Raw genomic sequence first — 12,661 nt, 5'->3', positions numbered from 1 at the left:
GGGCGGCGAAGGGTTGCGGCCCGCGATCAGAAGACGCGGTCGCCCTTTTCCTCCATATAGGCGATTTCCTCCGGCGTGCTCTGGCGGCCCAGCGCCTTGTTGCGGAAGGGAAAGCGGCCGAAACGGGCGATGGTATCGCGGTGATCGACCATGTATTTCAATTGGTCGGCATTGCCCATGGACTCGAACAGGCGGACGCCTTCGTCCTGCACCACCAGCGACTCGGCATGCATGAAGGGCATGTAGAAGAACATGGTGCGCTCGGGCCGGACTTCCTTGTCAGCCCCCTCGAAAATGGCTTCCTGGGCCAACACCAGCGCCATGCCGTCCTGGGCGAAGGCCCGAGGCGAAGCGCGATGCAACTGGCGGGAAAACTGATCGAGCATGATCACCTCGGCAAGCCGGCCATCGGCCGTCTCGCGCCAGTGCCAGGCTTCGCCGCGGCTGACCTGCTGGTGCAAGTCGGCAAAACGGGTGGCCAGCTTCGCATCGAACTCGGCCTTGCCGCCGAACCAGTCATCCTGGCCGTGCTCGACAAACCAGAAATTGATGACGTCCCGTGGTCCCTGCATCGAATCCTCCGCTGCCAATACCGAAGCCATCATCATCGCGGCCGTGGGCGCTGTCCAGTTCAGCTTTGCAGTTCGAGCCGGATGCGATTGCCGGAGGGATCGCGGGTTTCCAGATCGCTGCCGGTGATGTCGAGCGGGGCGCCGGCTTTTTCGAGGCGCGCCTTGAGGGCGGCCAGGCTCTCCGCATCGGGAAGGGCAATGGTGAACCAGCGCAGGCCCGACGTGCCTGCCGGCGGCAGGGCCGCATTGGGGCCGGACCAGGTGTTGAAGGCGAGACTATGGGGCATGTAGTCGAGCCCCACATCGCCCATGCCGAATGACTGGATCAGGAGGAACCCGGCAAAGCCGATTACATCGCGGTAGAACTCCATCGACATCTGCAGATCGTTCACGTGCAGATGGACATGACCGATACGCGTGCCCGGGGGCATGCGGTCGGCCGGGACCGGGCTGGGCCCGAGTTCGTCTAGCAGGCCGTCGAGGTCAATGGGCTCGCGGCCGGAATGGGACTTGCCTTCAGTGGTAACGGCGTAGGTCTGGCCCTTGTCGGGATCGCCCAAAGTGCCGCGCCAGGGAGTCTCGAAGGTGATCTCGATGCCATTGCCATCGATATCCCAGAGATAGATGGCCTCGGAGACCAGATGATCGGTGGGCGAGATACGCACATTGCGCTGCAGAGCGCGGACGGCCATCTGCGCCAAGTCGACGCGCCTCGGAACATGGATGGCAACGTGATAGAGGCCGATGCTGCGCGGCACGACCGGTCCGGTGGCGCCGGTTTCGAGCACCACCAGCGGCTTGCCACCCGCGCCCATGACCAGGGTATTGCCGTTTTCCTCGATCAGGTCGAGCCCGACGACGTCCTGCCAGATGGCGAGGGCCTTGCCCCGCTCTGTGACGGCGATATGGACCGGACCGAGCTTTGTACTGAGCGGCAGGATGGGTTTGGAGCGGACATTGGTCTGGACGGATGTGTCGATCATGGCGACCTCCTGAACTCTGTGGCCCCAGAGATAACGCGCTGAGACGTTTCCACAAAGGGGACCATAGCGAAGGCATTGTTCGCCAATGCGGCGCTAATTCACGATCCGGTGCGGGCGACGATGTCGCGCCATTCCGTCAAAATCTCTTCGCGCGCCCGCAGGCCGCCAGTGACGTCGTGGCGCTGCTCGTCCTGGTTCAGGCGTACGAAGACCAGTTGACGGCCCGCCTTTTCGGCCCAGCCGATGTACCAGCCCCAGCCGCGCGCATAATCGAAACTATAATCGGCGCGGCGGGGATAGGCGGAGCCGGTCTTGCCCCAGATATGCCAGCCATCGGCCAGTTTCGGGCTTTCCAAGAGGCTGAGCGCACCTTCCATGGCATGGTGCGAGACCGGCAATTGCCGCTGGAGGAGTGAGGCCAGAAACGCGGCCTGTTCGAGTGGCGAAACCTGCAAGGATGAGGATATCCAGGATCGCTCAAGGCCGTTGTTTCGGCCCGGATCGCCGGAGAAATCGGCGTTCCCATAGTGAAAGCTTCTGGCATAGGCGACGAGTTGCTCCATGCCCAATTGCTCGGTAATGCGCTGCGAATACCAGACATTGGAATTGTGGATCCACATGGTTGGGTCGGTGTCCTGTCGCCAGGCGCTTATCCAATCGGCATAGCCTTGCTTGTAGGGCAGTCGGGGTTCTGTCTGCGATAGAACAATGCCCGCATCAAAGGCAATGACGGCCAGCGGCAGCTTGAATGTCGAGGCCGGCGTGACGCGGCTTTCGCAATCGCCTTCGGACAGGAGCACCGTGCGGCTTTTGGCATCGGCGACCAGGGTGCAGATGGTGCTGGCCTGGGCCGGAAGAGCGCCAACCAGCAGCAAGAACAAGCCGAATGCGAGCGCGGTCAACTTTGGCGGCATGGATACCCCTCCCCTGTCGGTCTTTCCATCACCCGCGATTCAGGCCAAATGGGGGCATGCTCGACCAGATGTTCTTCGACCGCCCGGTTCTTGAGGTTGCCCGCGAGCTTATCGGGGTGACGCTGCTGGTTGACGGGGTCGGCGGGGTCATCGTCGAGGTGGAGGCCTATGACGAGAGCGATCCGGCCTCGCACAGTTTTCGCGGGCCGACGCCGCGCAACCGGGTGATGTTCGGGCCGCCCGGCCATGCCTATGTCTACAAGATTTATGGCATCCATTATTGCCTCAATTTCGTCTGCCGGCGGGGCAGCGCGGTGCTGATCCGGGCGCTGGAGCCGACGCAGGGGCTGGACCGGATGATGGAACGGCGCGGGAGATTGAGCCGGAAGCAGTTGTGCTCGGGGCCGGGCAAGCTGGCGCAGGCGCTCGAAATCGATCTTGGGAAGAACGGATTGCCGCTCGATGTAGCGCCCTTTGCGCTGCATGCCGCCGAACCGGACCATGAGATAGTCACCGGGCCGCGCATCGGCATCACCAAGGGCGTGGAGACGCCATGGCGTTTCGCCAAGGCGGGCTCGTCCTATCTCAGCAAGCCCTTGCCGCGGTTGCAGCCGGATTTGTGATCGGACCTTTCGCAACCCGAAGGCGATTTGGCCGTTCCCCAAACCAGGCCGGCGCGCGTCAACCGGACGTGGTGGCATAGGGTGAGTGGTGCGGTTTTTCCGGTTTCCCGCATCAGCCTTTCAATGAGGCCCAAACCCTTATCCCACCCGCGCCGCGCCTACCCATCCCGCCGAGGAGACGCATTATGCCCCAGGGTGACAAGAGCGCCTATACCGACAAGCAGAAGCGCAAGGCCGAGCATATCGAAAAGGGCTACGAGGAGAAGGGCGTAGGCCACGAAGAGGCCGAGCGCCGCGCCTGGTCGACTGTTAACAAGGATGATGGCGGTGGCAACAAAGCAGGCTCGGGCCGTGGCACCCACACCGATCATCCGGCTGCCCACAAGGGCGGCAAGAAGGGAGGCGAGGCCTCCGCTAGCCGGCCAGCCGCGGAGCGCTCCGCGTCCGCCAAGAAGGCCGCAGAAACCCGCAAGAAGAACGAAGACCGCGCACATCATTAGGAATTGGCTGATGTCCGACGACTCCACGCAGAACACCAATCCGCCCCAGACGCAGGATCACCAGCCGGGGCGGGAGACCGAGATGCATCCCAAGCCCGAATACATGCCCAAGTTCCTTGGCAATGGGCGGTTAAGGGACAAGGTCGCCATCATCACCGGCGGCGATAGCGGCATCGGGCGGGCCTGCGCCGTGCTGTTTGCCCGCGAGGGCGCGCAGGTGGCGCTGGTTTATCTGGAAGAAACCGAAGACGCGACGATCACAGCCGATGCGGTCAAGGCCGAAGGCAAGGAAGCCCTGCTGTTGCGTGGCGATGTAGGCGACAAGGGGTTTTGCGAAACGGTCGTCGGACAGGTCATCGAAAATTTCGGCAAGCTTGATGTGCTGGTCAATAATGCGGCCGAACAGCATATGCAGACCGAGCTTGAGGATATCTCGGAAGCGCAGCTGCGGCGCACCTTCGAGACCAATTTCTTTGGTTATATGTTCATGACGCAGGCGGCCTTACCCTATCTTCGCAAGGGTGCCTCGATCGTCAATACGACCTCGATCACCGCCTATCGCGGCTCACCTAGCCTGATGGATTACGCGTCGACAAAGGGGGCGATCGTGGCGTTTACCCGGTCGCTGTCCGGAAGCCTTGCCGAAAAAGGCATTCGCGTGAACGGTGTGGCTCCCGGTCCGATCTGGACCCCGTTGATCCCCGCCAGCTTCCCGGCCGACAAGGTCGCCAAGTTCGGCACCGATGAGCCGTTGGGGCGCCCGGGCCAGCCCAATGAGGTGGCGACAAGTCACCTGTTCCTTGCCTGCGACGAAAGCTCTTACATGACCGGCCAGGTGCTGCATCCCAATGGCGGCGAGATCATCGGGGGGTAGGCACTCAAATCCAGCCTCTGGCCGGTTGCCTCCCCATCCGCCCCGTGATTCAAAGAGCGGGTGGAAGCCATTGAGTCTATCGACCTGTTCTCGCCCCATCGCCATGAGCGGCCCAGTCCGCTCGCGGTGTTGCGCGACATTTTCGGCCATCGCGACTTTCGCGGGCAGCAGGCCGATGTCATCGAGCATGTCGCCGAGGGCGGCGACGCGGTGGTGCTGTTCCCCACCGGCGCCGGCAAGTCGATGTGCTACCAGATCCCGGCCATCTGCCGGCCGGGCGTCGGCATTGTCGTCTCGCCCCTGATTGCCCTGATGCGGGACCAGGTGGAGGCACTGAAGCAGGCCGGGGTGGCCGCAGCGGCGCTCAATTCGTCGCTGACGCCCGAAGAGTCGAGCGAGGTGCGGCGCAAACTGCGGCAGGGTGAACTGGACCTCTTGTATGTGGCGCCCGAGCGCGTGGCGACGCCGGGCTTCGCCAGTATGTTGGCCGATACGCAGATCGCGCTCTTTGCCATCGACGAGGCGCATTGCGTGAGCCAGTGGGGCCATGATTTCCGTCCCGAATATCGCGAACTGATCCATCTGGTGGAATTATTTCCCGGCGTGCCGCGCATCGCGCTCACGGCCACAGCCGACCCGACGACGCGCGAAGACATTGTCGAGCGGCTGGGGCTGGAACAGGCCGAGGTGTTCACCACCAGCTTTGACCGGCCCAATATTTCCTATTCCATTGTCGAGCGGGACAAGCCGCGCGAACAATTGCTGGAGTTCCTCGCCGGGCACAAGGGCAATAGCGGCATCGTTTATTGCCTCAGCCGTGCCAAGGTCGAGGACGTGGCCGACTGGCTCAATGGCAAGGGCATTCGCGCCCTGCCCTATCATGCCGGGATGAGCGCGCAGATCCGCTCGGCCAATCAGGACGCCTTTCTCAAGGAGGAGGGCCTTTGCCTGGTCGCCACCGTGGCGTTCGGCATGGGCATCGACAAGCCCGATGTGCGCTATGTGGCGCATATGGACCTGCCGGCCTCGATCGAGGCCTATTACCAGGAAACCGGCCGCGCCGGTCGCGATGGTCAGCCCGCAGATGCCTGGATGAGCTATGGCATGGCCGATGTGGTGCAGCGCCGCCGCATGATCGAGGAGGGCAATGCGCCCGATGAGGTCAAGCGGCTCGAACATGGCAAGCTCAACGCGCTGCTCGGCGTCTGTGAGACGGCGTCGTGCCGGCGCCAGGCGATCCTGGCGCATTTCGGCGAGACCTATCCGCAGGCCTGCGGCAATTGCGACACCTGCCGCTCGCCGGTGGAAAGCTGGGACGGCACCGAGGCCGCCATCAAGGCGCTGGCCGCCATCTATCGCACCGGCATGCGCTTTGGCGCAGCCCATATCGTGGACGTGCTGGTGGGCAAGGAGACCGAAAAGGTCACTCGCTTCGGCCACCAGCACCAGAAGGTGTTCGGGCAAGGCAAGGAACTCGATGCCAAGGCGTGGCAATCGGTGGTCCGGCAATTGACGGCGATGGGGCTGATCGTGGTCGACCATGCCAATCACGGGGCGCTGACGCTAAGCGCGGGCGCGCATGACGTGTTCAAGGGCGAGCGCAATGTGACCCTGCGCAAGGACCGGCCGAAGAAATCGGTCGAGGTGCGGCGCGCGCTGGCGCGCTCGGTTGATGTTCCCGAACATGCACGGCCGCTGTTCGAGGCGCTGCGGGCCGAGCGGACGCGCCTGGCCAAGGCGCAGGGCGTGCCGCCCTATGTGATCTTTCACGACAATACGCTCAAGGCCATGGCGCTGGCCCAGCCGAGACACCCGCACGACATGCTCAACCTGCCCGGTGTCGGACAGGGGAAGCTGGACCGGTATGGGGAAGAGTTTCTGGCGGTGGTACGGGGATTTGAGGGGTGAGCTGGTGTCCGGTGCCAAGGCCCCCTCATCTGGCCTTTAGCCGACCTCTCCCTTTTAGGCGAGAGGTCGGATTTCACAGCGATTCGTGTGAGAGGGCATTGCATTGAGTGACGCCTTAAAACGTCCCCGGCTCCCCCTCATCGACATGACCCGCGGCGTCGCCATCATGGCGATGGTGATCTACCATTTTTCATGGGACCTCTCCTTTTACCGTTTCATTCCTGTTGATGTCGGATTCGATCCCGGTTGGGTGGCCTTTGCCCGGACCATCCTTTTCGCCTTCATGTTTCTGGTGGGAGTCGGGCTTGTGCTGGGGCATGGGGACGGGGTGCGCTGGCGCCCGTTCTGGAAGCGCTGGCTGTTCGTCGTCCTTGGTGCAGCGATCATTACGGTCTCGACCTGGTTCACCTTCCCCGATGGCTTTGTCTATTTCGGCGTGCTGCATGCCATTGCGCTGACGAGCCTGCTGGCACTGCCGTTCCTCTTCACGCCGATCTGGTTGACGGGTGTGGTTTCCGTGGTGGTGATCGGGCTGCACTTTGCCTATGCCGATGCGCTCTACAACGCGAAGATTTTCTCCTGGATCGGTTTCTGGGTGGTGCCGCCGCCGACCAATGATCTGGTGCCGGTGTTTCCCTGGCTGGGCGTTGTGCTGTTGGGCGTGGTGGCGATGCGGCTGCTGCGCGGAACGGCACTTGAGACCCGGATTGCCGCTATCCAGCCAGGCAATGTGGTGGCGCGGGCGCTGGGTTGGATGGGGCGGTGGAGCCTTGTCATCTATCTGGTGCACCAGCCGCTGCTCCTGGCGATCATCATGCCACTCTCCATGGCGATGGGCACGCAGGAGGCGAGCCGCGATATGGATTTCCTCAACTCCTGCCAGATGAGTTGCGAGAACGGCGGCACCACGGCGGCGCTCTGCGCCGTCTATTGCCAGTGCGGGCTGGAAGGAGTGAAACGCGATGACCTGTGGGAGCCGGTATTTTCGGGGCTGGTCTCGGCGGAAGACCAGGCCAAGCTCGATGCCAATAACAGGCAATGCTCAATGCTGATCTATCCGGAGCTGGAAGCGGACTAGTCGGAAAGGTCCGGAAAATAGTCCTTTGCTTGAGGGGTCAGGAAGGGGCCCAGTTCGGCCAGCGGCACGGTGAACAGATCGGTGGTGCAGGCCGACATGACATGGGGATAGCCAGACACGGTGAACACGGCGGACGGGCCGGGGACGAAGCGGATGCCGAGGTGGTCGGCAATGGCCTGGTCGCCATAGCAGGCCTCGTCGAACTCGGCGTCGTCCATGAAGATATCGGATGGCAGGTTTTTCCGCACATAGGGGACCAGATCCGGCCCGGGCCCCCAATGATAGGCATCGGGATTTTCGAATGCGAGGTCGGTATCGGCAATATCGTCCGGCGCGGCGCTCCATTCGCGCGGCACCCAGTCGACGATCAGCGTGCGCAGGTCGAGTTCCTGTCCGGTCGCCAGGTCGTAGGTGTAGCTGTCATGGTGGTTGTAGGGGTGGGCGCCCGTGCACCAGAGGCTGCCCGATTGCGTCCAGCTAACCAGGCGCGGGGACAGGTAGCTCAGGGTCACCTGCTCACTGTCATAATCGCCCAGAAAGCCGCCCTTGATGCCCCACTCGCTGCTGACGCCATAGCTGGCAAAGCGGAAGGCGAGGCAATCCAGCGCCGCCAGGTTCATGCGGAAATGCCGGTCGGCGAGAATGGCATTGGCCTTGTCCACCGGGCTGCCATCGGCCAGGGAGACGGCGCGGGGAAAGGCGAATTTGGTGCGCGGATCGACCTCCATGCGGTAGCTGGCATCGCCCAGCGTCTCGACCGGACCTTCTTCGAGCGGCACGTCGAGGAGGCTCATTTCATAGGGCGCGCTGCTCCAGTCGAGTGGCCGATCGTGCATATAGGAAAACTGGGCCGATCGATCATGGAGGCCAAAGGCTGTGGCCTCCTCGCTATCATCCAGTTCGCGCCAGGCCATGACCATGAGCTCGAGCGGCTGGGTCTTGGTCTTGCCGCCCGCGACAGTACGGGTGCCGGTGGCGAGATAGGTGACGCGATCGTAGCTCAGTTCCCATACTGCGGCGATGGGGGCGTCGAGGACCTTGCCGGTGTCGTCGAGCACGCAGTCGGCCTCGCCGCATTCGGCTTCCTCATGCAGCACCCAAAGCTTGCCATCGTGGGATACCGGCACCAGTGGAATATCGCCGCCGGCATCCATGAAGGTATAGCGGCCGGCCACGGCCCCGGCGCCCGGTTCGGTCAGTTCCACGACGATGTCACGGCTGCCCAGCTTGCCCACAAAGGTCAGAACGCTGGCAAGGCTCGGTGTGGTGCACAGAAAGGCGAGGCAGACCAAGGCAAGGCGCATGTGGGAACTCCCGCTTCTGCGCTGTTCATAGCATGGTTGGCTGAAGGAGAGATGGGGGATTCTTGATTGGACGATCACGCCACCCGGCCTACCCTGAAGAAGGGGAGGCGTAGAACGGGCTTGCTGCCTTCAGGTGCTGGCGGCCTTGGCGTTGGCCTCTGCCACCAGGTTGTCGGGGATGTCATCGAAGCTGGAATAATTCATGTTGTAGAGCTTGGAATATAGCCCGCCCAGTTCCATGAGATGGTCGTGATTGCCCTCTTCGATCTTCTCGCCGTTCTGAAGCACGATGATCCGGTCGGCGCCGCGAATGGTGGCGAGGCGATGGGCGATGACCATGCCGGTGCGGCCTGCCAGGAGGATCTCCAGCGCCTTCTGGATCTGCCGCTCGGTATAGCTATCGATATTGGCGGTGGCCTCGTCGAGGACCAGGATTTTCGCATCGGCCACCAGGGCGCGGGCGAAGCTGAGCAATTGCCGCTGGCCGAGCGAGAGGTTGGAGCCGCGCTGTTCCAGCATGGTGTCATAGCCGTTGGCGAAGCGGGCTATGAAATCATGGGCGCCTACGGCCTTGGCGGCGGCGATGACGTCCTCGCGGGTGGCCGAGACCTTGTTGTAGCGGATGTTCTCGAAAATTGTGCCGGTAAACAGGAAGGGTTCCTGGAGCACCATGGCGACCTGTTCGCCAAGGCTCTCCTGGGTGACATCGCGCACATCATGGCCGCCGACGATGACGGCGCCGGACTGGACTTCGTAGAAGCGGTGGACGAGCGCCATGGCGCTGGTCTTGCCCGAGCCGGTGGGGCCGATGACGGCGACCGTTTCGCCGGGATTGACCTTGAAGGAGACATTGCGCAGCACCGGCCGCTTAGGATCATAGCCGAAGACCACGTCGCGGAATTCGACCGAACCCTGCATGTCGCGGTCGAGCGTCACGGCGTCGGGCTTGTCACTGATGACGGCCGGCAGATCGAGCACTTCGGTGATGCGGCGGCCCGAGGTCATGGCGCGCTGCATGATCGAATATTGCATGGTGAGCGAGCGGATGGGGTCGAAGAAGCGTTGGATGTAGAAAAGGAAGGCAACGATGACGCCGACCTGTAGATTGCCATTGAGCACCATGGCGCCGCCGACCACGACGACCGTGGCCATGGAAATGCCGGTCAGCGAATCGACGATGGGCACCATGACCTGAGCAAATTTAGAGCCGGTCAGCTGGGTGCGCAGGTTGTGATAGGCCTTGTCGTCATAAAGGTCGAAATTGACCTTCTGGCGATCGAGGTTCTGCACGGTGCGCACGCCATTGATGCCCTCAGCCATGGCCCCTGCGGTCAGCGAATTGGTTTCATGGGCGGCCCAGAAGGCGCGCTTGGCCGGGGGCAGCCAGAAAATGCGGATGATGAACAGCACCGGCATGGTGATCAGCGTCAGCAGACCCAGCCAGGGATCGAGACTCAGGAGCACGCCCACGATGCCGAAGAGCAGCACCATGTCGCCCACCGAGATGACCGAGGTTTCGAGAAATTCCTGCATGGAATTGACGTCGCCCTGTAGGCGGCTCATCAGCCGCCCGACCTCGGTCTTGTCCATATAGCTCAGCGAGACGCGCTGGAGCTGGGCGAACATGGCGCGGCGCATGTCGAACAGCACATGCTCGGCCACCTGCCCCACCTGGGTTTCCTGCACCCAGGAGGCCCCGAAATTGAACAATACGGCAATGGCGAAGGCAAGGACTGCCCAGCGCAGATTGGCCGGATCACCGCCGGGCACAAGGGCATTGTCGATGGCATTGCCGATGATCAAGGGGATAGCCAGCTGCGTGGCGGTAAAGACCAGCACCGCGACCACCGAGATGTAGATCTTGAGCCTATAGGGTTTCACATAGGCCCAGATGCGCCGCACGGTCTTGGGGTCATAAGCCTTGCCGAAGACCTCTTCCTCGATGCGATGGCTGCCCACGGAGGCGCGCGGCGGGCGCTGGCCCGGAAAGGCGGCGATGTCGCGTTCGTCGTCGTCAACCACGCTCATTGGGCGGCCTCCAGATCGTCGATGGGTCGGGTCTGAAGATCATAGAGGGCCCGGTATTTGCCGTTCTGGGCCAGCAGGTCCGCATGGCTGCCGCGCTCGACGATGCGGCCGTCTTCGAGGAAAAGGATGAGGTCGGCATGCATGAGCGAAGACAGACGATGGGCGATGATCATTGTCACCCGATCGCTGGCAAAGCGGCGGATGGCGGAGCGGATGCGGTGCTCGGTGCCGGCGTCGATGGCGGCGGTGCTATCGTCAAAAACCATGACAGCGGGCTTGAGCACCAGCGAGCGGGCGATGGAGAGGCGCTGACGCTGGCCGCCCGAAAGCGAGACGCCGCGCTCGCCCACGACAGTGTCATAGGCATGGGGCAAGCCCATGATGTAATTGTGCAATTGCGCGCTTTCGGCGGCCGTCGCGATCTTGCGTTCCTTGGCCCAGGGGTCGCCATAAGCGATGTTGTTCTCGATTGTGGTGGTGAAGAGGAACGTGTCCTGCTGCACCACGGCCACGGCGCGGCGGAGCGTCTGCAGCGTCACGTCGCGCACGTCCTGGCCGTCCAGCGTCACGCGGCCGGAGGTGACGTCGTAGAAGCGCGGAATGAGGTGGGCGAGAGTGGACTTGCCGCTGCCCGGGGCGCCGACAATCCCGATGGTCTGGCCGGCATAGGCCTCGAAGCTGATGCCGTTGAGCGTCGGCACCGAGGCTCCTGGATAGGTAAAATGAACGTCCTCGAAGCGCAGCACGCCCTTGGTGATGGCCAGCGGGGTTGCGCCAGAGCGATCCTCGATCTCGACCGGGGCATCGATGAACTCATAGAAGCGGTCGCCGCAGGTGGAGGCGCGGGCATAGGAGTTGACCATCAGCCCAAGCTGGCGAACCGGCATCTGCAATATGGTCATGAAGGTAAGGAAACTCGCCAGAGTACCGACGCTCATCTCCCCCGCGATGACCTTGTTGCCGCCCACCCAGAGCACCAGACCCATGGCGGCGAAGAAGGAAAAGGTCATCATCGAGGTGTTCTTGACCCGAACGCGCACGCGTTGATGGGCCAGTTCCAGCGCGTCCGTCGACGCGGTGTCGAACTTGGACAGTTCGAACTTCTGGCCCGAAAAGGCGCGGACCACGCGAATGCCGCCCAGGTTTTCCTCCATCACCCTTGTGAGGATGGAGAGCTTCTGCTGCAGGATCAGCCAGGTGTTGCGCAGGGTCAGTTGGGCCACCGATGAGCGCCAGGCCACGAAGGGCACGAAGCTCAGCGCCAGCAGGCCCAGCAGCACATCGGTGGTGAGCAGCATGAAGGCGCCGACCCCGATCAGGACGGCCAAGAGCACGGTGCGGACGAGGCCAGTGGAAAAGAACATGCGCAGCCCATCGAGGTCGAGCAGGCCGAAGGTGATCAGATCGCCCGAATGGACCCGGTCGTGGTAGGAATAGGAGAGGCGCTGCACCTTGTCGTAAAAGGCCAGCCGCAATTCATAGCCGACATGGTGGCCGACGCTTTCCGCGAAGTAGTTCTGCACCAGGGTGAAGAGGCCGCGCGCCACCGAGACGCCGAGCAGAGTGAGTGCGGTCCAGATCAGCGCTTCCTGCGCGCCTTCTCCGGCCAGTGCCAGCACATTATGGGCCTGGTCGATGGCCTGGCCGAGCAGCCGCGGTATGGTCAATTGCAGCACCGAAGCCACAATGGTCGCGCTGATGGCGAGGGTCGCCTGAAACGGATGGCGGAGGGAAAACAGGGTTATGCGCTTGAGCGGCCCCATGCCCTTACCGGCATGGGCTGCTGCAACATGGTCCCGAGCATCGCCGCGCGAACGCTCGCGGCCAGCCTTGAGGGTGATCAAGGGAGTATCCAGACGTCAGTTAAAGTGGGACCC

At 62.8% G+C, this 12,661-nt stretch carries 11 protein-coding genes; 5 read left to right on the top strand and 6 right to left on the bottom strand.

All coding sequences use genetic code 11. The features are described 5' to 3' along the window. Positions 1-26 precede the first annotated feature (26 nt). From ACXYMS_RS16925 to blaOXA, 3 genes are all read right to left on the bottom strand, one after another. Positions 27-572, bottom strand: coding sequence for a DUF924 family protein (locus ACXYMS_RS16925; protein ID WP_458907995.1), 546 nt, complete (start codon positions 570-572; stop codon positions 27-29). A 59-nt stretch (positions 573-631) separates the two neighbouring features. Beyond that, complete coding sequence (locus tag ACXYMS_RS16920; RefSeq protein WP_458907994.1) at positions 632-1,555, bottom strand: VOC family protein; 924 nt, start codon at positions 1,553-1,555, stop codon at positions 632-634. Positions 1,556-1,653: 98 nt separating this feature from the next. After that, positions 1,654-2,469, bottom strand: a complete 816-nt coding sequence (gene blaOXA / locus ACXYMS_RS16915; RefSeq protein WP_458907993.1) for a class D beta-lactamase — start codon at positions 2,467-2,469, stop codon at positions 1,654-1,656. Positions 2,470-2,525: 56 nt separating this feature from the next. On the opposite strand from blaOXA, the gene ACXYMS_RS16910 reads away from it, so the two are divergent. From ACXYMS_RS16910 to ACXYMS_RS16890, 5 genes are all read left to right on the top strand, one after another. Next, entirely contained in the window at positions 2,526-3,092 is a 567-nt protein-coding gene (locus tag ACXYMS_RS16910; protein ID WP_458907992.1) for a DNA-3-methyladenine glycosylase, read from the top strand. Positions 3,093-3,277: 185 nt separating this feature from the next. Continuing rightward, positions 3,278-3,592 carry a plasmid stabilization protein gene (locus tag ACXYMS_RS16905; protein WP_458907991.1) on the top strand — a complete coding sequence of 105 codons (315 nt, stop codon included), beginning with the start codon at positions 3,278-3,280 and terminating at the stop codon, positions 3,590-3,592. Between the two features lie 10 nt (positions 3,593-3,602). Continuing rightward, positions 3,603-4,466 carry an SDR family oxidoreductase gene (locus ACXYMS_RS16900; protein WP_458907990.1) on the top strand — a complete coding sequence of 288 codons (864 nt, stop codon included), beginning with the start codon at positions 3,603-3,605 and terminating at the stop codon, positions 4,464-4,466. Between the two features lie 60 nt (positions 4,467-4,526). Next, positions 4,527-6,374, top strand: coding sequence for a DNA helicase RecQ (gene recQ, locus ACXYMS_RS16895; RefSeq protein WP_458907989.1), 1,848 nt, complete (start codon positions 4,527-4,529; stop codon positions 6,372-6,374). A gap of 103 nt (positions 6,375-6,477) precedes the next feature. Then, on the top strand, positions 6,478-7,452 hold the full coding sequence (locus ACXYMS_RS16890) for a DUF1624 domain-containing protein (protein WP_458907988.1): 975 nt from the start codon (positions 6,478-6,480) through the stop codon (positions 7,450-7,452). On the opposite strand, the gene ACXYMS_RS16885 is transcribed toward ACXYMS_RS16890, so the two are convergent. The 3 genes from ACXYMS_RS16885 to ACXYMS_RS16875 all read right to left on the bottom strand — a co-directional run bounded on the left by ACXYMS_RS16885 (position 7,449) and on the right by ACXYMS_RS16875 (position 12,547). After that, complete coding sequence (locus ACXYMS_RS16885; RefSeq protein WP_458907987.1) at positions 7,449-8,756, bottom strand: hypothetical protein; 1,308 nt, start codon at positions 8,754-8,756, stop codon at positions 7,449-7,451. The genes ACXYMS_RS16890 and ACXYMS_RS16885 overlap by 4 nt on opposite strands. A gap of 129 nt (positions 8,757-8,885) precedes the next feature. After that, positions 8,886-10,784: an ABC transporter ATP-binding protein gene (locus ACXYMS_RS16880; protein WP_458907986.1), complete on the bottom strand. Its 1,899-nt coding sequence runs from the start codon at positions 10,782-10,784 to the stop codon at positions 8,886-8,888. After that, positions 10,781-12,547: an ABC transporter ATP-binding protein gene (locus tag ACXYMS_RS16875; RefSeq protein WP_458908023.1), complete on the bottom strand. Its 1,767-nt coding sequence runs from the start codon at positions 12,545-12,547 to the stop codon at positions 10,781-10,783. Before ACXYMS_RS16875 ends, ACXYMS_RS16880 begins: the two co-directional genes overlap by 4 nt. Between the last annotated feature and the right edge of the window lie 114 nt (positions 12,548-12,661).

This window comes from Devosia sp. CAU 1758 (assembly GCF_054482695.1).
The sequence above is the reverse complement of the archived record's forward strand: the minus strand, read 5'-3'. Positions and strand labels throughout refer to the sequence as shown.